30 protein-coding genes and 1 riboswitch are annotated in these 23,745 nt (G+C 40.1%); of the genes, 17 read left to right on the top strand and 13 right to left on the bottom strand.

The window, feature by feature from the left end; all coding sequences use genetic code 11:
* Nucleotides 1–210: 210 nt before the first annotated feature.
* The 9 genes from KQI39_RS11620 to KQI39_RS11665 form a co-directional block, all read right to left on the bottom strand.
* A complete protein-coding gene (locus tag KQI39_RS11620; protein WP_216418524.1) occupies nt 211–513 on the bottom strand; it encodes a hypothetical protein in 303 nt (100 codons plus the stop codon).
* 87 nt (nt 514–600) lie between these two features.
* Nucleotides 601–951 (bottom strand): hypothetical protein, encoded by a 351-nt coding sequence (locus KQI39_RS11625; protein WP_216418526.1) that lies wholly within the window; start codon nt 949–951, stop codon nt 601–603.
* 81 nt (nt 952–1,032) lie between these two features.
* Nucleotides 1,033–2,094 carry a winged helix-turn-helix domain-containing protein gene (locus KQI39_RS11630; RefSeq protein WP_216418528.1) on the bottom strand — a complete coding sequence of 354 codons (1,062 nt, stop codon included), beginning with the start codon at nt 2,092–2,094 and terminating at the stop codon, nt 1,033–1,035.
* Between the two features lie 32 nt (nt 2,095–2,126).
* Complete coding sequence (locus KQI39_RS11635; RefSeq protein WP_015525872.1) at nt 2,127–2,345, bottom strand: hypothetical protein; 219 nt, start codon at nt 2,343–2,345, stop codon at nt 2,127–2,129.
* Nucleotides 2,346–2,367: 22 nt separating this feature from the next.
* On the bottom strand, nt 2,368–2,526 hold the full coding sequence (locus tag KQI39_RS11640; protein WP_173775658.1) for a hypothetical protein: 159 nt from the start codon (nt 2,524–2,526) through the stop codon (nt 2,368–2,370).
* A 1,742-nt stretch (nt 2,527–4,268) separates the two neighbouring features.
* Nucleotides 4,269–5,480 (bottom strand): hypothetical protein, encoded by a 1,212-nt coding sequence (locus tag KQI39_RS11650; RefSeq protein ID WP_216418532.1) that lies wholly within the window; start codon nt 5,478–5,480, stop codon nt 4,269–4,271.
* Nucleotides 5,481–5,693: 213 nt separating this feature from the next.
* Entirely contained in the window at nt 5,694–6,077 is a 384-nt protein-coding gene (locus tag KQI39_RS11655) for a BRO-N domain-containing protein (RefSeq protein WP_330654042.1), read from the bottom strand.
* Nucleotides 6,078–7,531: 1,454 nt separating this feature from the next.
* Nucleotides 7,532–8,383 (bottom strand): ArdC family protein, encoded by an 852-nt coding sequence (locus KQI39_RS11660; RefSeq protein ID WP_216418535.1) that lies wholly within the window; start codon nt 8,381–8,383, stop codon nt 7,532–7,534.
* A gap of 184 nt (nt 8,384–8,567) precedes the next feature.
* Nucleotides 8,568–8,774 carry an antitoxin gene (locus KQI39_RS11665; RefSeq protein ID WP_253293161.1) on the bottom strand — a complete coding sequence of 69 codons (207 nt, stop codon included), beginning with the start codon at nt 8,772–8,774 and terminating at the stop codon, nt 8,568–8,570.
* Between the two features lie 335 nt (nt 8,775–9,109).
* Between KQI39_RS11665 and KQI39_RS11670 the strand changes: the two genes are divergently transcribed.
* From KQI39_RS11670 to KQI39_RS11725, 12 genes are all read left to right on the top strand, one after another.
* Nucleotides 9,110–9,388, top strand: a complete 279-nt coding sequence (locus KQI39_RS11670) for a hypothetical protein (RefSeq protein ID WP_216418536.1) — start codon at nt 9,110–9,112, stop codon at nt 9,386–9,388.
* A 45-nt stretch (nt 9,389–9,433) separates the two neighbouring features.
* Nucleotides 9,434–9,622, top strand: a complete 189-nt coding sequence (locus tag KQI39_RS11675) for a hypothetical protein (RefSeq protein ID WP_216418537.1) — start codon at nt 9,434–9,436, stop codon at nt 9,620–9,622.
* A 99-nt stretch (nt 9,623–9,721) separates the two neighbouring features.
* Nucleotides 9,722–9,859 (top strand): hypothetical protein, encoded by a 138-nt coding sequence (locus KQI39_RS11680; protein WP_216418538.1) that lies wholly within the window; start codon nt 9,722–9,724, stop codon nt 9,857–9,859.
* 166 nt (nt 9,860–10,025) lie between these two features.
* Entirely contained in the window at nt 10,026–10,214 is a 189-nt protein-coding gene (locus tag KQI39_RS11685; RefSeq protein ID WP_173775663.1) for a hypothetical protein, read from the top strand.
* Between the two features lie 24 nt (nt 10,215–10,238).
* A complete protein-coding gene (locus KQI39_RS11690) occupies nt 10,239–10,589 on the top strand; it encodes a hypothetical protein (RefSeq protein WP_216418541.1) in 351 nt (116 codons plus the stop codon).
* A complete protein-coding gene (locus KQI39_RS11695) occupies nt 10,586–10,759 on the top strand; it encodes a hypothetical protein (RefSeq protein WP_173760832.1) in 174 nt (57 codons plus the stop codon). The genes KQI39_RS11690 and KQI39_RS11695 overlap by 4 nt, the downstream gene beginning before the upstream one ends.
* A 3-nt stretch (nt 10,760–10,762) precedes the next feature.
* Nucleotides 10,763–11,128 carry a hypothetical protein gene (locus tag KQI39_RS11700; RefSeq protein ID WP_216418543.1) on the top strand — a complete coding sequence of 122 codons (366 nt, stop codon included), beginning with the start codon at nt 10,763–10,765 and terminating at the stop codon, nt 11,126–11,128.
* 17 nt (nt 11,129–11,145) lie between these two features.
* Nucleotides 11,146–11,481: a hypothetical protein gene (locus KQI39_RS11705; RefSeq protein ID WP_216418545.1), complete on the top strand. Its 336-nt coding sequence runs from the start codon at nt 11,146–11,148 to the stop codon at nt 11,479–11,481.
* A 4-nt stretch (nt 11,482–11,485) separates the two neighbouring features.
* Nucleotides 11,486–11,821 (top strand): hypothetical protein, encoded by a 336-nt coding sequence (locus KQI39_RS11710; RefSeq protein ID WP_118608290.1) that lies wholly within the window; start codon nt 11,486–11,488, stop codon nt 11,819–11,821.
* Between the two features lie 81 nt (nt 11,822–11,902).
* Nucleotides 11,903–12,118 carry a hypothetical protein gene (locus KQI39_RS11715; protein WP_216418547.1) on the top strand — a complete coding sequence of 72 codons (216 nt, stop codon included), beginning with the start codon at nt 11,903–11,905 and terminating at the stop codon, nt 12,116–12,118.
* 119 nt (nt 12,119–12,237) lie between these two features.
* Nucleotides 12,238–12,945 carry a recombinase family protein gene (locus KQI39_RS11720; protein WP_216418549.1) on the top strand — a complete coding sequence of 236 codons (708 nt, stop codon included), beginning with the start codon at nt 12,238–12,240 and terminating at the stop codon, nt 12,943–12,945.
* 65 nt (nt 12,946–13,010) lie between these two features.
* On the top strand, nt 13,011–13,523 hold the full coding sequence (locus KQI39_RS11725) for a Uma2 family endonuclease (protein ID WP_216418552.1): 513 nt from the start codon (nt 13,011–13,013) through the stop codon (nt 13,521–13,523).
* Between the two features lie 892 nt (nt 13,524–14,415).
* On the opposite strand, the gene KQI39_RS11730 is transcribed toward KQI39_RS11725, so the two are convergent.
* Nucleotides 14,416–15,876: a peptidoglycan-binding domain-containing protein gene (locus tag KQI39_RS11730; RefSeq protein WP_216418554.1), complete on the bottom strand. Its 1,461-nt coding sequence runs from the start codon at nt 15,874–15,876 to the stop codon at nt 14,416–14,418.
* A gap of 98 nt (nt 15,877–15,974) precedes the next feature.
* Nucleotides 15,975–16,055, bottom strand: a riboswitch (cyclic di-GMP riboswitch).
* 135 nt (nt 16,056–16,190) lie between these two features.
* Complete coding sequence (locus KQI39_RS11735; RefSeq protein WP_216418555.1) at nt 16,191–16,406, bottom strand: hypothetical protein; 216 nt, start codon at nt 16,404–16,406, stop codon at nt 16,191–16,193.
* Between the two features lie 150 nt (nt 16,407–16,556).
* Between KQI39_RS11735 and KQI39_RS11740 the strand changes: the two genes are divergently transcribed.
* Entirely contained in the window at nt 16,557–16,784 is a 228-nt protein-coding gene (locus tag KQI39_RS11740) for a helix-turn-helix domain-containing protein (RefSeq protein ID WP_216418558.1), read from the top strand.
* A 501-nt stretch (nt 16,785–17,285) separates the two neighbouring features.
* Here KQI39_RS11740 and KQI39_RS11745 read toward each other — a convergent pair.
* Nucleotides 17,286–17,516, bottom strand: a complete 231-nt coding sequence (locus KQI39_RS11745) for a helix-turn-helix domain-containing protein (RefSeq protein WP_021650856.1) — start codon at nt 17,514–17,516, stop codon at nt 17,286–17,288.
* 109 nt (nt 17,517–17,625) lie between these two features.
* On the opposite strand from KQI39_RS11745, the gene KQI39_RS11750 reads away from it, so the two are divergent.
* The 3 genes from KQI39_RS11750 to KQI39_RS11760 are packed head-to-tail and all read left to right on the top strand — an operon-like array spanning nt 17,626 to nt 19,003.
* The gene (locus tag KQI39_RS11750; protein ID WP_216418560.1) at nt 17,626–17,889 is read left to right on the top strand and encodes a DUF6809 family protein; all 264 of its coding nucleotides are present in this window, start codon (nt 17,626–17,628) and stop codon (nt 17,887–17,889) included.
* A 50-nt stretch (nt 17,890–17,939) separates the two neighbouring features.
* The gene (locus KQI39_RS11755; RefSeq protein WP_216418562.1) at nt 17,940–18,362 is read left to right on the top strand and encodes a BRO-N domain-containing protein; all 423 of its coding nucleotides are present in this window, start codon (nt 17,940–17,942) and stop codon (nt 18,360–18,362) included.
* A 14-nt stretch (nt 18,363–18,376) separates the two neighbouring features.
* On the top strand, nt 18,377–19,003 hold the full coding sequence (locus tag KQI39_RS11760; RefSeq protein WP_118064058.1) for a hypothetical protein: 627 nt from the start codon (nt 18,377–18,379) through the stop codon (nt 19,001–19,003).
* A gap of 692 nt (nt 19,004–19,695) precedes the next feature.
* Here KQI39_RS11760 and leuS read toward each other — a convergent pair.
* Entirely contained in the window at nt 19,696–22,113 is a 2,418-nt protein-coding gene (gene leuS / locus KQI39_RS11765) for a leucine--tRNA ligase (protein ID WP_216418564.1), read from the bottom strand.
* A 249-nt stretch (nt 22,114–22,362) separates the two neighbouring features.
* Here leuS and KQI39_RS11770 point away from each other — a divergent pair, with 249 nt between their 5' ends.
* Nucleotides 22,363–23,592 (top strand): dicarboxylate/amino acid:cation symporter, encoded by a 1,230-nt coding sequence (locus KQI39_RS11770; RefSeq protein WP_216418567.1) that lies wholly within the window; start codon nt 22,363–22,365, stop codon nt 23,590–23,592.
* The last annotated feature ends 153 nt before the right edge of the window (nt 23,593–23,745 follow it).

Here is a 23,745-nt window from a genome sequence, read left to right on the forward strand (position 1 = left end):
TGCGAGAGACACCTTCTTTCGTAAATGTTGCAAATGTTTGTTTTGGCACTTTCATTATACAACACATGGAATCGAGGTGTCTTTCTTTTATGCAAAATCACGAACTTGCTCATTTATAGTAATAAGAAGGACTGCCACCACAGACAGTCCCTCGATCATAAATTCATTATTAATATTCATTATAATTCAATCGTAATTAATCAAAAATTTTTATATCAGATCAATCAGGTTGCAAACACATCTCTTTATATCTTCTTTCTTCTCGTAGTGTTCCTGTTCTTCCAGATCTTTTTCCATATCTGCAACATCCAGATCGTAACTCAGTCCATCCAGAATCTTATATAAAGCATACGCGTCCATCTGTTCCGCAAGAACCTTACATACACGCTTACGGTCTGTCTCCGTAAATTCATCCCAACGGTTCACCATATCCTTAAAGATTTCATCGGTGGCCATCTCAAGATCAAAGTATTTGTCTGCAATTTCATCCATAGTCATTAATTTGTTTGTCATTATTCTATTCTCCTTTAATTCTTATATAAAATCTGTAAAATTATCAGTTAAAATCTATGTAAAAAAATCAGTCCTACAATCCCAAAATCAGGAAAACCTGCTGCCGAAAGATTCCTGTATGTGCCGGGGAACCTGATCCATCGTCCGTGACCAGAATCCTCCATTACCAAGCAGCCCTCCATCCTCAGCATAGTTATAAATAGTCTGTGTATCTCTTCCAGAAGGAGAATATCTGTGCCCGGTATTCAGCCGGATCTCCCCGGAAGATACAGAACCTCCGCCAGAAAACTCACTCTCAGGAGACATACGCAATGTCCCGGTACGTGTATATCTTCCTTCTGAAGAACTGTAAAACTGATCTGTATTCATAAATAAATCATCCATAGAAGCGTCAATTACTTCTGCTGTAGCTTCCGCAACCTCCTGTTGAAGTGCCAAAACCAAACCACTCCAAGACGTAAATGTGTTACCCATAGTGGCAATACCTCCAATCATATGTAAAAACAAAAACCTGATCCATTATGCTGCATCACCCGGATTAGAGTCAGAAATATCCGTATTATCCTGATTAATAGGAACAATAGTATCAGAATCCTTCGTATCTGAAGGATCTGTAATATCTGTAGAAACCAGATCAGCAGAAGAATCAGTCAATCCAGAATCCTCAAGCTTGATCCCACAAACATAAGCACAAGCTTTTTTAACAGGAATCTCACTACATCTATAGAAACCACCAGTAAATTCCTTAACCATAGAATCGTAAATCTCTTCATTACTAAGATCATGATTCTTAATATGCTTTGCATAAGTTTTTTGAATGATATCCGGCATAGAATCATCAGATACAATTCCCTTATATTCCAGCATTAATTCTGAAGGCAAGCGCAAGCGCGCAGCGTCAGCGGAGTTACCAGGAGCGTTAGCGACCATATCAAGCGAAGCGTCCGAAGCGTCAGCGTCCATGTTGACCGTAACGGTGTTCCGGCTACCTACGGAGTGGTACTGGTACCGTTCGGTACTATTAATATTATTATTAGTATTATAATTATAATTAGTATTAGTACCTGTACCGTACTGCCCGTCAGTGCTTGATTCTGGCACGTTTTCATACTCACTTTCGCTCTCATCTGTGACGGTACTGCCATCAGGTTTGTACTCAGTACCGCCTATGATAATGTTAAAGTCAAACACCTCTTTGTACTTGCCTTCCCTAAAGTTTTTCAATGCGGTACTAACGGTACTCTTACTACAGTGTACCGCCGATGCGATCTTACTTTGTGATATGCCCGGGTTGTCACGTACCAGTTCGATGATTGCCTTGGTACGCTCTGTATTTTCTCCGAAACCTCTGGATCTTCTCTTCTGTGATGAATCAATCGTTTCCAGAAGAGTTTCACCAATTAATAGCATAAGCTCATCATCCGTGATAGGCTTCTGATCTAAACCATAATCTATGATTGCCTCATAATAATCTGCTGCCATTTTATCTCCATATTTCTCACGGATTCTTTTACCTTGTGTACGGTATGTATTGAAAAATGTGAAGCATTTGCTTCTATCAAACTGCTTATTATCACTCATAATGATTCTTTCCTCCGACTCTCTTTTTATTCCTACTTATTCCGTATGTTATCTTTGTTTTTGATATGTTCATTTAACGCAGCGCATAATTCTGGTGTTGCTTCAAATATGAACACATTCAGGTTTGGCATACATCTGTTTGGTCTTATATTTATAACCGGGAACCCTTCATTCCTTAACATCCACGCAATCCTCTGGCTACGTACTGCCTTTGTTTTGCATTGAGTTTTCTGCTCTTTCTGATTTTTCATTGTTTTTACCTCTGCTTTCTGATTATTTCATTTTTTTCAGCTTTTTCATGTCATTCTGCACTAATGCCAGGATGTAATCCTTTAATGTCATGTTACGTAATGCAGAAAACATCTTGATTTCTCTGTGGAGATCTTGGTCAACCTCTATAGAGATTCTTCTTTTCTTACTCTCTTCTGCCATGATTTTCACTCTCCTTTCTGCACATATTGTTCTAATCTATGGTAAAAGTTATTTCCCTCATATAGCACACAAAACTGCATTGCCCGAAAAGCCTTATTTTATCAGGGTTTCAGGCCAATATTTTTTTCGAATTTCTGCATTTTTGTTCATATGAACTTTTGCTTCCCTCATATACCGGACGCTAAACGATCTGCAAAAAAGCCAGTAACCACAAGGGTTAAATGAAGAAAAAAATATTGAAAGCGTGTAAATTCCGCCGGGAAATCAAAAGTTGATTCCCTCATATACCGGACGAATTTACATCTGCGATATTCCTTGTCTTTTAAGGTTTTTTCAGTGATATTTTTTTTGAAACCGTGTCGATTTGCTCTGAAAAGTTTTTTCTCTCATATAGCGGAGTAAATTGCACTTCTGATTTTTCCTTATTCTACAATGCTTTTCTGAGAATATTTTTCCAGATATTCTTACTTTTTCTGGTTCAAAAGTTCAACATCCCTCATATAGCACACGCTAAACGATCTTTAATTTTTGGTATTTTATATGGAATTTTTTATGATTTTTTTTCTGAATCCGTGTAAATCTGATCTCAAAAGTTATTTCCCTCATATAGCACACGAATTTGCAACTCGAATTTTTAGTATTTTATATGGATTTTTTAGCGATATTTTTTTTTAATTGGTGCATTTTTCGACCACAAAAGTTCATTCCCTCATATAGCGGACGAATTTGCAATCACGATATTCCGCATAAACAAAGGACTTTCTGCTGATTTTCCAGAAAAATTTCTGCCAAATTGGTGCATTTTTATCCAACCCAGCTCCCCTGACACCCACTCCCAACTCACCCTTCGCAGCATCCCGACCTTACCCGTCACAGTGGCCTTCAGAGCGTCTGACAGCTCGTACAGAGCATCCTGTACACTTCTCCGAACAAGTCTCCATACAGCACCTCTGATCTGTTCCTGGCTGTGTACGTGAGCTATAGTCCTATACTCTGATTCATTCATAAAGTCATTGAATATTTCGGTCTGATTTTTTTATATAAGGAAGCTTCTCTGTTTTTCTCCGATCACGGCGTAGATACTTAATATGACTGACGCTGCATATCTCTGGCTTTCTCTGGTGAATTATGCGGTCACGGTGGTTGTGAGAGATGTTGGGGAAGCGGATAAAGGGGGCGTTGAAATGACTACCCCCGGTTCGTGTGAAAGTAGCTAACACCCTCGGGTACCAAAACGGTAGTCGAGATATTAACCGCCATGTTGATTCAGAGGATAAAACACTCACCCCGTTTCAGGGTGGGTGCTCTACAGGAATTCAAGATACAATAATTATCAACGAATCCTCTCTATCTTCTCTCATTCCACTGCTGCCGATCTGTCTCTCTGCCCTCCGTCCGAACCGCCTCTGATCCGCACCTTACCCCACCCTCATTCTCACCCTGATCTGCTGACTGTAGCTCACCTGATAGCTCTGGAATCCATCCTAACTGATCCGGTGGAGAAGTTATCGTCTGACATAGAACCCGGCTTACAGGTCTATAGGACGCTCACAGGGCAGCACTTATTTACAGATCAGAAAACACTGCTGCACTCTCAAATTTTTCTGCTCGTTTTTTTGAATCGAGTTTCTTCCTATATAATGTAATCATTCTGTAAAGTTGGAAGCACCCCCGGAGACGGTCGGACATAAAAAAAGAACGTACAAGATCTGTGTCTCTCATACGTTCTGTGAACATCAAAATTATTTTTTCTTCTCTTCTTTAGATTCTGATTCGCGTATTTTAGCAAGTGCCTTTTCTCTTGCTTTTTCTTTTGCAATCCTCTCGTTCCGCTTCTTTATGAACTCTATTATTTCTTCATCGTCAGCATATGCCTCTTCAATCTGAGTTCTCAGTTGCTCCATCTTTTCTTTATATTCCTGCATTAATATCATTTTCTTAAGCATCTGTCTGAAGTAATTGAGCAATATCAACTTTTCCACAGGGGCCAGCTTTTGACTATATTCTTTCAGATCCAGGCATCTTCTTCGTACTGACTGATAAATGGATTCCACCACAACTCTGCGGAACTTTCTTTGCAACTGCCACTTTTTGTTAGCGTTCTTCTTAAAGGTCATGATATAATCCATGTTAATCTCTATCCGGTTATATCTTCTAACTCCATACAAGTCTTTCTCTTCAATAAATCTGTCCGTGATTGCGTCTGTGATTTCAAAATATAGTCCTCTCTTAATTGCCTGAATCTCAGATCTACACTCATACTCTCGTAAACATTCTCCCATGTATTCCTGATAAATCGGCATCAATTCATTGGCTGGCATCAGAATCGTGTTCTGGCTATTCAAATGTCTGAGTATTCCTTTAGGTAATGTATTCTTCTCACAGCCAAGAAGTCTGCATAATCTTGTAACTGTTGCTGATCTCGCTGCGCTCAGACATATATCTTGAAAAAGATTCTTTATCTTGTTAACTCTAGGGTTCCAGAAATCACCATAAAAAACTCCTGAGAAATATCCGTATATATCGAACCCAAACTCTTTATACAGCAGAGCATTTGATACATAGATTTCATTCATGATTCCTCGTTCAAAATAATAATTCCGCTGTACACCTCCTACCAGAATATACTTGAAAAGATACTCAAATTCATCCAGTGGAAAACTGCTCGCTGTGCCATTATTTTTTCTTCCATCTGAGATTACAGGTTCTTTCAGTTGTTCCGTAAAGATGTAACTCTTTTTAGGTTTGTGTGTCTTTTTGTTCTCTGGATGATAAAATTTATAGGATTCTTCTAAGACTTTAATCTGCTTTATCTTCTGTGCTCCCGAAGATACATTCCATCCAAGTTCTCTGCAAATTTCCTGATATGTATACTCATGATTTAACTCCAACATATTTTCTCCTGTTTTTGTATGAATTGTATATGTATATACGTTCGCAAGCTCACTCTCCATTTCGCAGCAAGCTGCTCAATAATTGCATTAATTATACTATTAAATTTATGTATAATGTATATCAGAGATTTCCAAAATTGTCAACTTCATGCCCTATATAATAACCTATATCTATATATGGGCATGATTCTGACAAAATTGGAAAGTTGAAATATTGCGTTCTCTTATTGAAAAATCGACATAACGTATAGTAATCTCTAGTATATATCGGAACTATATGTTCTCACCCACATTCTGTCCTACAACATATCCGCCAGTTTTCCGAATACTCTTCAGGATCTTCTTGACTTCTTTCTTGAACTCCTTAGCCTTCGGTTTCCGGGACTGCATGAGAACCTCGTAGAGACCGTCTTCGGTAAGAAACCATGCTTCAGTTTTATAATTTGAACCGTTCGGAATAATTTTCCGAGTGGTTTTTTCATCTTCATCCACATTAGCAAGCATTTTATTTACAGAAGAAACATTATAATCAATCCACTCTGCAACATCTCGTGCCAGGAACAGCGGATCTTCCGGTGTACCAAATACACGGATGCGCTTGTCAAGGAAGGATTCCCGACCGTATTCCCATTTTGGGAAGTCGGTAAATATTCGTATATTGCACTTTCATTCTGCATATGCTATAATGCCAATAGGCAAAAAAGATATGACAATGTTCCATGTGAACAAAGAACGAACCCCCGGATGTATTAGTGGTACATTCGGGGGTTCTTCTCTTTTAATTTCAGTGGTTGAGCATCCACTAGGCTATTCGTTGTCCTTATCGTGCCTGTCTAACCATTTGCAGATGAGATGGCAAGTAACACCTGCCGCAACAGTCACTAAAAAAGATATGACTAATTCCATGCGTTCACCTCCTCCCGTTGCCGGGTTTCGGTTGGACAACATGGTTAGTATAACACAGAATATACGTTCTGAGAATGCTAGAATTGAGAATATGTGTGTTCTGTTATGTGCATTTTGGGGCTTTCATTTTTCAGGTCAGTATAAAAACATACCACATCCCGGTAATACACAAAATAACAAGCCCCTTCTAAGTTGAAAGCACCCCCTGTCACCTGCTGCCCCTCTCCCCTCCTGCTGATCTGGTTCCGTCTGATCCGGTTCCGGTTCTCTTGCTACTCTCTGATCTTTCTTAAATAAAAATCATCTCAGGCAGTCCCATAGCTATAGAATAAAGCGTTTCTGTCCTTCAGTCCGTCCCCCTGTAAAAGCACTGTATTTCCTGCAACTGTAGCCCCTAAAGACTGATAAACAAGCCTTTTCTTGCGCTTTCTGCTCTGCTGTGATCTCTGTACCTGCTGCCTGATCCTGCACCGGAAAAGCACTTGTTTTCCTACTGTTCTGTATTGCGTCTATGTTGCTGCTCTATGGTGAGTATATCGAACTGTAACGGCTCTGAGATCATCCGGCCTGTACTTGTTTGACTGCATCCGGTAACGTCCGTTCCTGCTCTATCAGCTCTCATAAAGTCCTTAACTGTGAGGTAAGTCTGATTTGCTGCACCTGTAATCTTGTGGCCTGCTCCGGTGGCTCTCCTGCTGCCTGATCTGGTGGCCTGTGTGTGATCTGCTGCAAGCTCCCTGTACCTGCTACAAGCTTTCTTTGTATCAGGTTCCGGTCTGCTGTGGCTCTCTGGCTTCTCTTCTTTCTTCTTTGCTTCTTCTGCTGTCTGTTGGCTTCTCTGTGCTCTCTGATCCTCTCAAAGCTCTTTAAGCCTTATATGCTATGCTCTTTTAGATATAAGCTTGTGACCTTCTCTATAGCTCTGATCCCTGTGATCTGGTGTCCTGTATTCCTTATACTATCCCTGTGCTTTCTATGGCTCCTGTGGTTTGTTGTCAACTTTGCCAACTTCGTTATATTCTTAACAGTGTATAGAAACATCTTACAAGCCTTGTGCTTTTCTCAGTCTGGAAGTGTAACCTGCTGCCGATCCAAAACCAAACCGGAACACAAACCACACCGGAGATCAGGAACGCAGCCAGACACAACCAAACGGAATACAACGAACTAAAAAAGGAGGATCACTGCTGACCCTCCTGTTTCTATTACTCTGCCATTATGTAATTAACTGCTTTTTCTGCCTTGCTGCTTGCTGATACTATAAACTTGTTGTCGTTCCTGAGAACCTTCAACCAACTCTGGATATACGCTGCACTGTTACGGAATGTCTTAGGCGTTTCAATTCCTAACATATTCATGAGGGACGCGCTTCCGATCTCTGCAACCAACTCTTCCTTGCTGTAAGTCTCTGATCCGAAAGCTGCAACTGCTCCGGTCTGTAATCTGTTTAATCTGTTCTTGTGTCCGGTGCTGTGTGTCAGCTCATGAAATGTTGTGCTGTAATATTCGTTAATGTTCTTATACTGCTGTTTCATTGGAACCACAACTCTGTCAAATGACGGGCTGTAATATGCCTGATTGCTTGCACACTCTTCGAAATCAATGTTTTCTCTTTTCACATAATCAGCTATTACTCTGTCCGCTTCTTCGATCGGTTTCACCTCTTCAAAAGGTTTCGCTAGTGGCTCAACACCTTCAACCTGTGAAATATGAAATACATTGTAATATCTCAGCATTGGGATCTTCCTGATTTCTTTTTCTCCGGTGTCTTTGTCTGTCTCTTCTTTTTCTAATATCTTCCAGAAAACAACGATCTCTGATTTCTCACCTTTACGAACATGTCCGCCAAGGTCAGCCCACTGTTTAAATGTTGCATATTCTCCGGTATGAAGCAGAAGCATCTGATTGATAAGGCTGTAAGGTTTCTTGCTGATCCGGTTAAATGCTCCGGTCTGTGTTCCTGTCCACGGTTTCTCCCATGGGATGTTACCTTTTTCAAGCTCTGCAATGATTCTTGCTGTTACCATTTCATAAACATTTGCTTTTCCTGCTACCATAATCTTTTTTCCTCCATATAGAAAGTGTTTTCTTTTTGTGTTCCGTGTTGCTTTGTTTTTTCTTGTGTTTCTTTGTTCTGTTTGATTATGGCTTTATTATATTTTATGGGTACCCATATTTCAAGACGTAATAATATATAAAAATGGTACCCATATTTTGTTTATTTTTATGGGTACCATACAATTATTGTTTTTCACGCTCAATTTTTTCGTCTATAGCTTCATTAATAAAAGCATTTAAGCTTTTGCCTGTACTTGCTACGAATTTTTTTATTTCTTCTTTCTTACCTTTTGGAACTCTTACTCTTAAATCTTCATATTTTGTTTTCCGATATTCTTCTAATGTCACTCTCTGACCGTCAATAATATACGGCTTCTTTTCTTCTGGCACTATGTCACCTCCGCAACTCTTACTTAAAATTTGTTTTCTTATTATAACACAGCAACGGGGAATTGTACAGTTTAGTGGTACCCATACATTTTGCACAAAATTTCGCCTTTTAATGGTACCCATATTTAGTAAATATTCCGTCTTGTTTTATGGGTACCCATATCATATAATAAACTCAACAACAAAACAACAGCAACACACAAGCAACCGGATAGCCGAAAGCTTCCAATACTTGAATCCATATACCTGTGATGCTTCGCAATGGTCAAGCAAATAGTCAGGAAGATGATTCAAGGGTTGCAACATAAGAGATCAATTCACAGGAGGATAAACATATGTGTAGAACAATGAACGAACTTGAGAAGGTTGTAGCTGATTACAGAGGACTAAAAGCTATGAAAGAACAGCTTGACGAAGAATTAAAAGCTGTGGAACGTGAGATCATCGGTTATCTGGATTCCAATGAGAAGCTTTCCGAAACTGGTAACGACTTCGCAGTAAAGATTTCCACCTGTGAACGCCGTACAGTTGATACCAAACGACTTGAGGCAGATCTCGGCAGCCTTGCAGAGTATCAGAGAGTTAGCCAGTACCGCAGATTATACGTTAAATAAGAAGCTGATCCTTCCGGTGGAGGTTAACCGGAGAAAGGTGAGAACATGAAACTTAAAGATTTAATCTTTGAAAGAATCGAACATTATGATCCTTATAATTCAAGAGCCAAAAATAATGGCATGGTATCAGAATGGGTTGCAAGAAATGAGTGGGGAAATGCAGTGGCTTTCGGTGATACTAAAGCTGAATGTGTACAGGATGCACGAAGATATGTAGCTATCCAGAATATTTGATTAACAAGTGGTCGCAGCCACTATAAATAGGGCTTTAAGCTGTGAGCGTTGACCGTCACAACGGCGGTCAGGTAGTCAGAGAACAAGGAGGACAAGAGCATGTTATACAGAGTATCTTTTAACGCTTCAAATGCCAGTTATTCCAGATGCTTTACAGACAGATCGAAAGCTGAGAAGTTTTACAATGATCTTCTTCATTCCGGTATCTACAGGAACATTTCTTTTCAGGAAGGATGATCTTACCGCTGACCTATCGGCGTTACGGGGGCTTCTATCAAACTGTTTATTGCTGTGCTATCGGCATGACGGGCAAAGCTATATTTTTCCTTCGATTTTCAAGGGGTAAAATTTTACCCCTTGAGGATCACAAGAAAATCACATCATTTCACAGGAGGACAAAACCATGAAACACACTGATCCACAGCCACAGCGACTTATGACTTATAGCCAGTGGTGCACAATCTTTAAGTACCGTCTGAAAAAGTACATACGAAGAAAGCTGTACAACGGCTTACAGTGGCTGCTGTTCATCCTTTTCATGGTCGGGATTCCTTATGGAATGATCGTACACTGGCTGTTTTTCGGCTATTAATCACAGATCAAGGAGGTTTTCACTATGACACACGGCACAAGAATAGACATCAATGCCATTAAAAGCGTATTGACACGTTGGATCACAGAGGGACACATCACACCGCTGGCAGCGTTCAATCGCTTTTGGGGCTACACATTCCACCTAATGCAAGAGGACGAGATCACTAATGATGAATACAATCAGGTACAGCTTGAGTACCTTCAGGAGATCATCGATCGTTTTCTCCCTGGCACCACATATCCGCAGGACGTTATTCCAACATTGGAAGCTATGGAGCCACTGCACAGATGGGACACTCTGTTGAATTTTATCTTCAATGAGATACCTGTGCAATACGACATTGAAGATCAGGAAGGAGAACACAAATCATGAAGATCAACATTCAGGCAACTGTTACATTTTACAAGGTGATCGTTCTCTCTGTAGGCTTATGCGAATCAGAGATCATGAACGAACGGCACTTTGCAGATTATGTAAGTGCAGCAGCTTATAAGGCAGCAGTCACCAAGAACGGACTTGTTGCAGTTATTGTGGAGGTGTAGATCATGAGCTGGATGTATTACAACAAAGAAACTGAAGAAACCTGTCTCCGTGGCTACATTTCAGAACTTTCCTGCTTCCATGCTGTAGTCATGGCGGAGCAAACATGGAAGATCATCAGTAAGACCAGTACAAAGTCCGGCAGCAGCAAGACCAGACAGAAACAGTTCTTTGAGGATCTTACTACTCTTCTGAATGCTCAGGAGGAAAAGCGTCCGGTTATGGAACATCAGAACGACTATATCCTGCACATTGAACTTTCCGCAGACGAAACCAATGCAGTTATCGGCTTGCAGAGAAAAGGTAACTATGAGTTTGTTTTCAGGAATGAGATCATTTCTCTTAAGAAAATCGGCAATCAGAATAAATAATCAGGAGGTACTACACTATGAGTTGGAAACACTACGATCCTAAAACCAAAATCTGTGAATACAGAAGCCTGCCCCGTGTACTTTGTGACTTTGATACCGTAGTCATGGACGAAGATACATGGAACGCTATTAAAAAAGCATCTCTTCCGACATTTCTGGATAACCTTAAAAAGCTTCTGGACAGCTACTCAGATGAAGAATTTATGCTGACAATCAGATACTTTTACATCCTGCACATTGATCTTGCAGAAGCTTCCAATACTGCACTGGTCAGTTTGCAGAGAAACCGTGGCTATGAATTTGTCTTTAAAGATATTTCTGTTTCATTTGCAGAAGAGAAAAAGGAGGTATAACACTATGGGATGGATACATTACAATACAGAAGCTGGACGTTGTGAAGCTTGCGTAACTTTACCAAGCGAACTTGAAGGTTTTCATGTTGTCATGAAGGATCACACATGGTATGACGTAATCCGTAATCCCTACGAACGCCAGCACCGTGTAAATAAATTTCTGGATGGTCTGAAGGATCTTCTTGATACACTTGCTGAAAAGGAACCGGATATCTATTATCACAAAGCCTACATCCTGCATATTGATCTTACAGAGGATGAAAAAACAGCTCTTGTGAGTATACAGAGAACTCGTGCTTACGCTTTCATCTGTAAAAACATTCCGATTCCATTTGTATAATCTTCTCTCCTGCTGCCGGGTTCACTCTCTGGCAGCAGGATTTCCAAGGCAATAGAATCCATCAGAAAGGCGGTATCAATTATGAGGAACTACGTACTTGCGGAAAACAGACCTTATACAGTTTGTCCCATCTGGAAAAAAGATCTCAGAAAGCTGATGATTGATTTCTGTATACCGGAGCCAACCATTGACCAGATCATTTCTCAGGCTGAACAGGAAGCGAAGCCAACAGAAACAGCTCGACAGGTTTATAACCGTGCATGGCAGAAATTCCGTAAACATCTGCTGACAAATTAGTGGTAAAAGTAAGGTAGTATGCAAAAAGTAGTAAAACCATTACCATTTCAGGCTCCAAGGCAGTCTTATTACAGTGTCATTTTAAGGGAGCCTTAAATTTACTACAGGAAGGGAACATCATGAACAGATATTTTGGTTACGCAAGAATCAGCACACCACAACAAAGCATTGAAAGGCAGATCAGGAATATCCTTGCTGCATATCCACAGTCTGAGATCATTCGAGAAGTTTTTACCGGAACGAAATTTCAGGGACGAAGAGAATTTGAAAAGCTCCTGAAGAAGCTCAACGCAGGTGATACCATTATCTTTGATTCTGTTTCCAGAATGTCCCGTGATGCAGAAGAAGGTTTTACCATGTATGAGGATCTTTTCAGCAAAGGAATTAATCTTGTATTCCTGAAGGAACCACACATAAACACAGAAACCTATAAAAGTGCGCTGCAAGGTGGCATCCCAGCCACAGGCACAGATATTGACTGTATTCTGGAAGGGATCAATAAATATTTGCTCCTGCTTGCCAAGGAACAAATCAGGCTTGCTTTTGAACAGTCAGAAAAAGAGGTTCAGGATCTCAGGCAGCGTACCAAAGAAGGAATGCAGACCGCAAGGCTTTCCGGTAAACAGATCGGACAGACTTCCGGTTCAAAGCTTGTAACAAAGAAATCCATTGCAGCAAAAGAAATTATCCTGAAGCATAACAAAACGTTCGGCGGATCACTCAACGATCTGGAAACTATTACTCAGGCTGGGATCACAAGAAAGACATTCTATAAATATAAGAAGGAACTGCTCTCTGAGATGATAGAGCAAACGAATCAGCGTTGAATGTTTTGCTGCAATCCGTTATAATGAGAGCAGGAACCTTACTTATTAAGAAGGGAGTGTGAAATATGGACTGGGATCTTAAAATAACAGACATGGCAGGAGCCACACCGGAGCATTCTGCTGTAATCGTAAATTTCGTTGCAGCAGTCAGACATCAGTTGAGGAACAGTACTTGCTATGTATACTCTGATAATGTTCAATACCGTTTCAAAGACGAAGAAGGTAACAACAAGATTGTTATTCCTGATGCTTCCATTAATTGTCGTACAAAATCAAGACGAGGTAATACATTTACAGATGCACCACGTTTTGTTATGGAAGTTCTCTCACCTTCAACAGAAAATTATGATCGTACTGAAAAAATGCAGCTCTATTGTCAGCAGGAAATCGAGGAATACTGGATTGTTGACTGGCGAAAAAAAACTGTTGAAATCTACGAATTGGACTATGATGGAGAGATTCCGAAATACTATCTCTGGAAAACTATCACAGAAAAAAATAAAGACGAGCTGCATCTGATCCACTTTCCCAATATCAAGATTACTTTTGACGAGTTGTTCGAGGAAATTGATTATTAACGGTTATAGCACTGACCATTTTTAGTTTGTTAAGTTTTTAACATAGTCATGTGCTGACTATGCTCCAAAATTAACGCTTTTCTGAAAAATAAAAGTTGGCGTAAACCCTTGTTCTATATAGGGAATCGCCAACTTTTTTATTGTGTCTCTGTTGAAATTCTAAATTGCTACAGGCTGCATATGGAATAACGCTGGATCATACTGATCCGTCCTGATTGTAAAAGGATAATGTAATCCGGTCTGAAAAAGCTTTTATCTGGCAGCAGGAATTGTTTACAGCGAGGAATAATACTGTAATCTTCTGCTATAATGACAGCGCAGATTATTGGTTATCGTACTCATATTCTGTGGATGTATACATATGAACGCTTGCTCATATGTTAAGAGTTTGTCAATCTCACCAATCCATCACCAACCAGGCACATCTCATTCCGCTCACCTAGCACATCCACCACAGCCCCGATTCAACAATATTCATCTCGGATTCTTCTATCTTCCAGTCCTCAGATTTTACTCCAACCGTCCGACCCGATCCAGCATCTCACCACCACAACTCGGTCCCTGATCCACCGCAGCTCTATCTCACACTCAACACAACCATTCTCCTAGATCTGATCTACACTTTCTACAGATCCGACCTTCTTTTCATCCTCTCTGAATCGCCCTCACCGAAGCAACAACAGCTGCACGATAACTCAAGCTTAATCCAACCTGCTGCCGTTTGCTCTTTCCGGTGATTTTCGGGTCGATTCTGCGTAATTTCTATGATTGAATTTTGCATCACTCAGAACGAATAAACAGAGTGTTTCTACGGATCTTCCGATAGATTACATGATAAAAATTTTGAGTGTGATAATCGAAATAATCTGTGTGATTGTTGGGGGATTATCCATTACATTTCGATAATCGCAGCATGTAACCAAGGAAGTGTAATGGATGCACCGCTTACAGCTTCATAGCTGTATGTACCTAAATCCGATCCATAAACAGTTACAATATCATCATCCAGAAGTCTATATCCTAACAGATCTTTATCATAGGTCACAAATACTACAGTATTGTAATCAGAGTTCATGGCAATTCGAGCATAACATGTGTCTCCGCTAACATCTGCCTGTAAAACTTTACCTTTGATTTTTACTTTCTGCCCTTTATAAGTATCTGGATTTCTGGCAAGCTGATCGTATGTATAATCTGAGCTATACTCAGCTTTTGATCCTTCAGCTTTAACAGCTTCCTGTACTTGCTCTACAATATTAAGTGACTGTAATAATTCGTCTGTTACAAGTCCATTTACAGTGATTCCCTTATCTGTCTGATACTTTGTTATAGCTTCTGTTGTTTTACCACCTGGCACACCATCTGGATTTCCACAATTATAACCTACATTATTCAATGTCTGCTGTACAATTCTAACCGTAGTAGCATCTTTATACTCTACTACTGGCTGAGTAGCAGGGGCTTCTGCTTCAGTAGCAGGTTCCGGCGTTGTTGCTTCTGGTGTTGGTGTTGCTTCTGTTGGTTTTGGCGTTGGTGTCTCTTTTGATTTTTTCTGTTCTTTTTTCTTTTCTTCTTTTTCCTGTTTAGTTTTTTCTTTCTCAAGTTTCTTTACTTTTTCTTCCAGCTCTTTTTTCTCATTTTCTAGCTTTTTGTTCTTTTCCTCTAACTCTTTTGTATTATCTTCCAATGCGGACAATCTCGCTTCAATATCTGAAGTATTATCCTTTTCTTCCTCATCAGAATCTGTTTCAACATTTTCAGAATCATCTGTTTCTGTCATATCATTATTATCTTCGCTTTCACTGTTTTCAGATTCAGTCGTATCATTATCTTCATCCGCAAGAGATTTAAAAGCTTCTCTCTTAATAGTCACATTTTTTTCAAATAAGCTTGTTCCATCATTTAATGTTCCTTTTACAGTAAAAGTCATCTCTTTAAAATCTGTTAAACCGGCTGTCTGCAAAGTCTCTAATTCAATTCTCCAAGATGTCCATGCCCACTCTCCTGCCTTATATTCTCCAGAATTGGGCTGTAATTCCAATGCTGAACCGTCTACCTTCACGTTGTCAAAAGTAATTGTAAAAATATTAGGATAATTATTTTCCAAATTAATTGTAAACTGAGCATCTGAAGCATCCTTTGTATATGTACAATCACCAAAATCAGCAGATAATTTCTTATCTTTGTATAACACCATGTCTGCTCCATTTTTTGATATTGTAATATCGTCATTCTCATTTTTTTCACTTGCTTCTTTTTTACTATCTGCCGCAAAACTTGTAATTGGCATACTTACTGACAGTGCTGAAACCATACATATCATTAATACTTGTTTTACAATTCTGTTCTTCATATCCGTTTCCTCCACATTCTTCAGTATATAAAAAAGACATTCCTCACATCAAAGAAAGAACGCCTTAATTATTCATATCACTACATATCAAATTCACATCACACAACTGGCTATCTTACTTCTGCTTAGACCCTATAGTTTTGCGCCACCGGATTTCTCCGGTTTTGCCCGTATTCAGTTTTACATGCATTTCACAAGATTTTCACATAGTTTTCACATTTCTCATTATACTCTTTCACAATTCAAAATGCACTAACCAATTCTGCCTGTTATTCTTTTCAACATATTGCACAATTAAGATTGCCGGGAATACATTATTCTGCTGCCATTAATCCTTCTCTCTGCAAACGTTCTTTAAGCTGCTGCCAACCTCGTTTGTCCCCTTCTGGATCTTTCGGTATATCAGGAATTTCACACTCTTCATACTCTGGAAATGACGGCTCGGCAAAATCACTAAACCATCCTTCAGCAATCAGCACTTGCAGCAGTCCTTCTCTTATCTCAGGATCATCCAAGTAACTCTTATCCATCCTCTCTCCTTCCACCACATCTCTCTACATATAATACTGATTCCGTGGTCAGTTTTCTCTTCATTTTTAATTTTAGAGTTTATTACTCTAAATGTCAATAGAGTTTATTACTCTAGGATAGAATAAGAAAAACATCCCGGAGGTGTCTGCATGAATTATCTGGCTCGGATTCGCAATCTTCGGGAAGATCATGATTATACTCAGACTTACGTTGCTTCTGTCCTGAATGTCGGGCAGCGAACATATGCTGATTATGAACTGGGGAAAACTCGTATTCCTCTGGATTCCATGATTAAGCTGGCGAAACTGTATAACGTAGATATGAATTATATCTGTGATCTGACCGATTGTAAGAACGTATTTCCATCAAAGAAGTAAAGCACTGTTCAGTTTTATATGCTGTCAGTGCTTTTTTACTATCAGATTATAGCATATTTCAGTTAATTGTATTGTAAATCGGTAATATTCTGAATTTATTTTTTTGTGTAAAAAAAGATACACTATACTTGTGTATCAAACGATCACTTTATCTTTACTTTTGGTTGCCGTACTGGGAACCGGTGTTCTTCTATATGACATGGCTTAATAATTCTCAACGTGGCATATCACGAGCGCAATATACACTACTATCTTCACGAGCACAAAGATAAAATACGTTTACTGATTATTTTCCAAGACTTTGTAAGGTACGCTTACAGCACATTTCTTCTGTAATCGCTTTAACCATAGCACCGTTGATTGGAGTTGTAAAGAAAATTTATATATTTCAGCAATTAGTCTAAAAATGAATCGTAAATTTCGGTAATTATTGCCAAATGCCAAAGATGGGGTTTTATGTACTTTAGCTCATTTTGTTCTAGGGGGTAAAATTTTATCCTCTTAATCTTCAAAAAATTCCTCATAGTCTACAGCAAATAATTTCTGCAATGCTTTAAGATCACTGGCTTTTATGTTTCTTCTGCCCGATTCAATATTAGCAAGGGTACTTCTGGACATACTGCTTCCCATCAACTGTAACTGACCTACGACTTCAGCCTGTGTCATGTTCTTTTTCATCCGTATGTTCTGGATATTTCTGCCTATTGGAACATCCTGTAAAATCCACTGCATAAGATATACTCCTGTGACTAATTAGTAACTTTTGTATTGAGTATATCTGGAAAACATGATATTATTGTCACTAGATAGAAACAATCGTATTGGAGAGGAATATAGCATTATGGATATCATAGATCAGCTTTACAACTCACATGTAAGTGCAGCCACACTGGACGCTCTGGACAAGTACCGTATACATAAGGATCAGGCTTTACATGGTTATCATGCTCTTAAAGAACAGCTGACAGACGATCAGGCTGCTGCTCTGGATCAGGTTATGGATGAGAACCTTAATCTTCTGGCAGACGAGTTGGAGCAGAATTTCAGAAACGGCTTCTGTCTTGGAGTAAAGATGATGTGTGAAGTGTTTGGAAAAGATATGTAAGTATGCTATAATTATAAAAAGCTGAGCTGTCGATTTGACGGTGCAGGTCAATGACCACACCGACCACCCCATCTTCTTCCGCTTCTCAGTGTGAGATCTTCAATCATCCAGAATTCGGAAATCTGCGCTGTATTGAGATTGATGGAGAGCCATGGTTTGTGGGTAAAGATGTAGCAACGGCGTTGGGATATAAGAATCCAAGACAGGGTATTGTTACCAATGTTGATGAAACAGATAAGGGAGTCCATTCAGTGGACACCCCCTCTGGAGTCCAGAAAATGACCATCATTAACGAATCCGGTCTCTACTCTCTTATCCTTAGCAGTAAACTTGAATCCGCGAAACGCTTCAAACGCTGGGTGACATCAGAAGTATTGCCGTGCATCAGAAAACATGGTGGATACTTAGAAAATTATTTTTGCCTTGTTCTCCTTCATCATTTGCAGTATTCTTATGGTATCAAGAATCATTGAAGGAGGAAACATCTATGAAAAAGAAGCTCAAAAAATCACTTATCATTCTTTTGTCTGTTATCATGATCTTCTCACTCCCGATCTCAGCATCAGCAGCCACCAGAAAAGACGTAACAAAAACATACCGCAAATCGGTTACTAAGATGTTAGAAGGATTTGACAGTTATTTTGCTTACTGTTGTGGTAGAAGGCAATATTTCAAATTCGATGATTACGCCAGAACAACCATGGTGACTATGAAAAATTACAATTTGTGGGAGAAAAATATTTCTTACGTAAAGAAAAAAATTCAGCCACAACTGAAGCTTTACTTCAATACTTCTACCGTAAAATTTACGAAATTTACAAAATATGGTATCCCTAGAAATCCTTCTTACTTGCTTTGTAATAAAAATGGTAAGATTGTTTATACTGGCGGTAACTGGGGCGAAGATTCTCCAAATGGTGTCGTAAAAAAGATCATAAAAACAGGTTCCAAGACATACGAAGTAACATATAATCTTTACTTTTATAATTGGATGACCAAGAAAAACTATGGGTATATGGGAACATACAAAATATATTTAAAAAAAGCCAATAACAAAAACGGCTTCATTATTACCAATATCAAACAAACTGTAAATAAAAAGAACTCTCTTTAGTCTTTTCACAGATGGGCAGATTCCTAAATTTGGGATCTGCTCTTTTTCGCCTTCTAATTCGTCCTATAAGCCATTTTTACTCTTCAGATGGAGAAACTCTCGTCTCATTACTTTCAATCCCTTTACAGAGCAAATACGTGCTCACAGGCCAGCTATATATACAAGTTCCGGGCAAAGATGTGAATAATGGATAAATGACAGATAAACGATACGAAAATTCTGTGTAAAAATTCAAAATAAAAAGTAAAAAAAGGCTCATGACTTGTCCATAAACTGTACTACTACAGCCTCGACTTATCATGAGCCTTGAAATTCGTCTCTCATATACTACGGCAGATGGGTTATTTGCTGAAAAGGTTCTATCGTATATGCAGGATTTTTTCTACGCCATTTTTTAATATTTTGACACCATTTTTACACCATTTTGGTGTCAAGTTACGTGAATTTATAACATGTTACATCAGATTTCAAACTTAAAGAATGGCTTAAATACGCGAAAAATCAGTATTTTAAACACTTTATTTTTCATTTAGGCAAATCTGTTAAAATGCCTAAATATTATTGGCATTTATTCTAAATAACATTAGTTATTTTTGTGCATACTTACTTCACGATGTTTATCCATATAAAAAACACCCTGGCAAAGGCAGAAATATCTTCCGCCCTGCTTCGGGTGTTTTTGATTTATCTTATTACTTTACTACGATATTGATGATCTTCTTCGGTACGTAAATCTCTTTGATGATATTTCCGGAAATCTTATCTGCAACTGCCTTCTTTCCTTCGGCAATCGCATCTTCTTTGGAGATTTCTGCCGGAATACTGATAACAGCCTTGGTCTTGCCGTTGATCTGAACCGGAACCTCGATCTCATCATCCTTCATAAGCTCCTCATCGTGAGCCGGCCACTGTGCATGGAAAATGGAATCCTCATGACCAAGCTTCTCCCAGATCTCCTCTGCAATATGAGGAACAAACGGTGCAAGAAGAATGGTAACTGTCTCGATGGTTTCTTTGTCAACAGCGCCGTCGTTCTGCTTTGCGATAGCGATCAGCTTGTTTGTGTATTCCATAAATCCGGACACTACGGTATTCAGGCTGAAGGCCTCAAGTCTGCTGGTGATATCGTATACCATCTTATGACGGGTCTTCTCCATCTCTTTGGTAGCCGGGATATCTTTCTCAATGCTGTCAAGAGCCAGATTCCAGAAACGTTTCAGGAATCTGGATACACCATCGATTCCTCTGTCATCCCATTCTGCATCCAGTTCCGGCGGTCCTACGAACAGCTCATACATACGTAAGGAATCACATCCGTAATCATTTACAAGATCATCCGGTGAAATAACATTTCCTTTGGATTTACTCATCTTGATTCCGTTTTTACCTGTAATCATACCCTGGTTGAACAGCTTGACAAACGGCTCATCGAAATCAATAGCTCCGATATCATACAGGAACTTGGTGTAGAATCTGGAGTACAGAAGATGAAGAACCGCATGCTCTACACCACCGATGTACATATCTACCGGCAGATACTTGTCTGCTTTCTCTTTGGATACCAGTTCGTTGTTGTTCTTGTTATCTACATAACGGAGGAAATACCAGGAAGATCCTGCCCACTGAGGCATGGTATTTGTCTCACGTTTTGCAGGTGCACCACAGCATGGGCATGTGGTATTTACCCACTCGTCGATGGCAGCAAGCGGTGACTCTCCGGTTCCTGTCGGCTGGTAGCTTTCTACCTCCGGAAGTCTTAACGGAAGCTGATCCTCCGGTACCGGTACCGCACCGCATTTCGGGCAGTGTACGATCGGGATCGGCTCACCCCAGTAACGCTGGCGGGAAAATACCCAGTCTCTCAGTTTGTAGTTGACAGTCTTACGTCCGATACCCAGCTTCTCGATGATATGCGGTGCTTCCTTCTTCAGTACGGAAGATTCCATTCCATTCCACTCACCGGAGTTGATCATTGTTCCGGAAGCCTCTGTGTAAGCTTCTGTCATGTTCTCGATCTCTTTGCCATCTTTAGCGATAACCTGGATGATCGGAATGTCAAATTTCTTGGCGAACTCAAAGTCACGGTCATCATGAGCCGGTACACACATGATGGCACCTGTACCATAATCTGCAAGTACATAGTCAGAAAGCCAGATCGGAAGTTTCTCTCCGTTCAGCGGATTGATCGCATAAGTACCTGTGAACACGCCTGTTTTCTCTTTATCCTGGAGACGGTCTACATTGGACTTCATGGAAGCATCAAAGATATATTTCTCTACGGCTTCTCTTGTCTCGTCTGTAGCAAGAGATTTCGCAAGCGCATGCTCCGGTGCAAGTACCATAAAGGTTGCTCCGTGAAGAGTATCCGGTCTTGTTGTATAGACGGTGATCTTCTCATCTCTTCCTTCAACCGGGAAATCTACCTCTGCACCGTAGGATTTACCGATCCAGTCTGTCTGCATCTTCTTAACTTTTTCCGGCCAGTCCAGTTTGTCCAGGTCATTTAAAAGTCTGTCTGCATATTTTGTGATGCGGAGCATCCACTGACGAAGGTTCTTCTTGGTAACCGGTGTACCGCAACGCTCACAGCATCCGTTTACAACCTCTTCGTTTGCAAGACCTGTTTTACAGGAAGGACACCAGTTGATTGGGAACTCCTTCTCATATGCAAGGCCTTCTTTGAACATTTTTACAAAGATCCACTGTGTCCATTTATAGAAATCAGGGTCTGTTGTATTTACTTCCATATCCCAGTCATAGATTGCTGCGATATCGTTGATCTGACGTTTGATGTTCTTGATGTTTGCTGCTGTGGATACTGCCGGATGAACGCCCATCTTGATGGCATAGTTCTCAGCCGGAAGTCCAAAAGCGTCCCATCCCATCGGATGGATCAGGTAATAACCCTGAAGCATTTTATAACGGCTCCATACATCAGAGATAACATAACCTCTCCAGTGTCCTACGTGAAGACCGTTTCCGGACGGATACGGGAACATATCCAGGCAGTAATATTTCGGTTTCTTGCCGTCATTGACATTTACCGGCTTCTTTTCCCAGTTTGTGCGCCATTTCGCTTCGATGGCTCTATGGTTATAAGGTGCAGCCATTTTTTTATTCCTCCTGACAAATTACTCAGTATTAATACTTTAATGCTTTCACACACTGCTTTTAATTTTAACTACTTATGATGTATTTGTCAAACAGAAATCCAAAAACAGCTCTTTTCCATCAAAATACGCATAATCCGGCAGATTTGGCCCTGTTTTGTTGACGCTTCTTTTTCCACATGATATAATTTTTTTTATGTATTTTCCTATATTATACATACCACACATATTTTAGGAGGGAACACGTAAATGAAATCTTTTTATTCCTGGTACCGGAAGCATATTACCGGTGCGATCTTCACAGGACTGATCCTGGGTATCCTCACAGGACTTTTCCTGGCCGGACGGTTTGAACCCGTCCTCACTGTAACCAGCCTGATCGGAAGTATCTACATGAACGCCCTGAACATGATGATCTTTCCGATGGTCTTCTGCTCCATTGTCATTGGAATCTGTTCCATCGGAAACGCACGTACTACCGGTAAGATCACAGCTGCATCCATGATCTATTTCCTCTGCACAACGGCACTTGCCAGCCTGTGTGGACTGATCATCCCTCGCCTTATTCACCTCGGTGAAGGCGTAAAATTCGAGATGGCAACCTCAGATATCCAGGCTACTGAGATGAGCAGCATCCTGGACACACTGAAAAACCTGATCCCGTCCAACCCCATCGCTGCATTTGCCAACGGAAACATGCTTCAGGTTCTGGTATTTGCCCTGATCATCGGTTTCACACTGATCGCCGTTGGTGAAAAGGGAACTCCGTTCCTGAATCTGATCGATTCCGTCAACGAAGTCTGCCTGAAGATCATCACAACGATCATGTATTTTACCCCCATCGGTGTTTTCTGTACCATCGTACCGGTTGTGGAAGCCAACGGAACCGAGACTATTATTTCCCTTGCAACACAGCTTGTGATCCTGTATGCGGCATTCTTCGGTTTCGCTATCGTGGTGTACGGCCTGTCTGTAAAGATCATCGGAAAACAGAGCCCGTTTAAATTCCTGAAAGCGATCATGCCTGCAGCGCTGAACGCCTTCGGTACCTGTTCAAGCTCCGCTACTATTCCGCTCAGCAAACAGTGTATGGAAGAAGAAATGGGCGTATCCAACCAGATCACCAGCATCGCCATTCCTCTTGGTGCTACCGTTAACATGGATGCTGTATCTATCCTGATGTCCTTTATGATCATGTTCTTTGCAAACGCCTGCGGGATCCATGTAAGTATTTCTCTTATGATCATTATCCTTCTTGCAAACGTACTGCTTTCCGTTGGTACTCCTGGTGTTCCCGGCGGTGCTATCGCATCCTTCGCAGCGCTGGCAACTATGGCCGGACTTCCTGCAGGAGTTCTTGGTGTTTATATCAGCATCAATACCCTCTGTGATATGGGTGCCACCTGTGTCAATGTTATCGGTGATATGGCATGCTGCTCTGTACTGAAAAATGTTATCAGGATTGAGGAAGAAGCATAAACAAATCTTTCTGAAGTGTTATTTAAACAGAATGCGAATTACTTTACATAAAATATTTTATGTAAATCAATAATAGTAAAAGCCGTAAGATATATGTTTAAGAAACTTTTACATATACTTACGGCTTTTCTGTTTATCAGCTGTTCACATCCT

The organism is Blautia sp. MSJ-36 (assembly GCF_018917985.1).
Lineage (GTDB): Bacteria > Bacillota > Clostridia > Lachnospirales > Lachnospiraceae > Blautia_A.

Excerpts from the sequence above, each read along its gene's own strand:
- KQI39_RS11760 (WP_118064058.1), top strand. The coding sequence starts at position 18,377 with ATGAAAAAGAAGCTCAAAAAATCACTTATCATTCTTTTGTCTGTTATC.
- KQI39_RS11660 (WP_216418535.1), bottom strand. The coding sequence starts at position 8,383 with ATGGTAGCAGGAAAAGCAAATGTTTATGAAATGGTAACAGCAAGAATC.
- KQI39_RS11725 (WP_216418552.1), top strand. The coding sequence starts at position 13,011 with ATGGACTGGGATCTTAAAATAACAGACATGGCAGGAGCCACACCGGAG.
- KQI39_RS11670 (WP_216418536.1), top strand. The coding sequence starts at position 9,110 with ATGTGTAGAACAATGAACGAACTTGAGAAGGTTGTAGCTGATTACAGA.
- KQI39_RS11680 (WP_216418538.1), top strand. The coding sequence starts at position 9,722 with ATGTTATACAGAGTATCTTTTAACGCTTCAAATGCCAGTTATTCCAGA.
- KQI39_RS11620 (WP_216418524.1), bottom strand. The coding sequence starts at position 513 with ATGACAAACAAATTAATGACTATGGATGAAATTGCAGACAAATACTTT.
- KQI39_RS11650 (WP_216418532.1), bottom strand. The coding sequence starts at position 5,480 with ATGGAGAGTGAGCTTGCGAACGTATATACATATACAATTCATACAAAA.
- KQI39_RS11675 (WP_216418537.1), top strand. The coding sequence starts at position 9,434 with ATGAAACTTAAAGATTTAATCTTTGAAAGAATCGAACATTATGATCCT.
- KQI39_RS11715 (WP_216418547.1), top strand. The coding sequence starts at position 11,903 with ATGAGGAACTACGTACTTGCGGAAAACAGACCTTATACAGTTTGTCCC.
- KQI39_RS11705 (WP_216418545.1), top strand. The coding sequence starts at position 11,146 with ATGAGTTGGAAACACTACGATCCTAAAACCAAAATCTGTGAATACAGA.
- KQI39_RS11770 (WP_216418567.1), top strand. The coding sequence starts at position 22,363 with ATGAAATCTTTTTATTCCTGGTACCGGAAGCATATTACCGGTGCGATC.
- KQI39_RS11750 (WP_216418560.1), top strand. The coding sequence starts at position 17,626 with ATGGATATCATAGATCAGCTTTACAACTCACATGTAAGTGCAGCCACA.
- KQI39_RS11685 (WP_173775663.1), top strand. The coding sequence starts at position 10,026 with ATGAAACACACTGATCCACAGCCACAGCGACTTATGACTTATAGCCAG.
- KQI39_RS11720 (WP_216418549.1), top strand. The coding sequence starts at position 12,238 with ATGAACAGATATTTTGGTTACGCAAGAATCAGCACACCACAACAAAGC.
- KQI39_RS11640 (WP_173775658.1), bottom strand. The coding sequence starts at position 2,526 with ATGGCAGAAGAGAGTAAGAAAAGAAGAATCTCTATAGAGGTTGACCAA.
- KQI39_RS11745 (WP_021650856.1), bottom strand. The coding sequence starts at position 17,516 with ATGCAGTGGATTTTACAGGATGTTCCAATAGGCAGAAATATCCAGAAC.
- KQI39_RS11755 (WP_216418562.1), top strand. The coding sequence starts at position 17,940 with ATGACCACACCGACCACCCCATCTTCTTCCGCTTCTCAGTGTGAGATC.
- leuS (WP_216418564.1), bottom strand. The coding sequence starts at position 22,113 with ATGGCTGCACCTTATAACCATAGAGCCATCGAAGCGAAATGGCGCACA.
- KQI39_RS11710 (WP_118608290.1), top strand. The coding sequence starts at position 11,486 with ATGGGATGGATACATTACAATACAGAAGCTGGACGTTGTGAAGCTTGC.
- KQI39_RS11700 (WP_216418543.1), top strand. The coding sequence starts at position 10,763 with ATGAGCTGGATGTATTACAACAAAGAAACTGAAGAAACCTGTCTCCGT.
- KQI39_RS11740 (WP_216418558.1), top strand. The coding sequence starts at position 16,557 with ATGAATTATCTGGCTCGGATTCGCAATCTTCGGGAAGATCATGATTAT.
- KQI39_RS11630 (WP_216418528.1), bottom strand. The coding sequence starts at position 2,094 with ATGAGTGATAATAAGCAGTTTGATAGAAGCAAATGCTTCACATTTTTC.
- KQI39_RS11635 (WP_015525872.1), bottom strand. The coding sequence starts at position 2,345 with ATGAAAAATCAGAAAGAGCAGAAAACTCAATGCAAAACAAAGGCAGTA.
- KQI39_RS11735 (WP_216418555.1), bottom strand. The coding sequence starts at position 16,406 with ATGGATAAGAGTTACTTGGATGATCCTGAGATAAGAGAAGGACTGCTG.
- KQI39_RS11695 (WP_173760832.1), top strand. The coding sequence starts at position 10,586 with ATGAAGATCAACATTCAGGCAACTGTTACATTTTACAAGGTGATCGTT.
- KQI39_RS11690 (WP_216418541.1), top strand. The coding sequence starts at position 10,239 with ATGACACACGGCACAAGAATAGACATCAATGCCATTAAAAGCGTATTG.
- KQI39_RS11730 (WP_216418554.1), bottom strand. The coding sequence starts at position 15,876 with ATGAAGAACAGAATTGTAAAACAAGTATTAATGATATGTATGGTTTCA.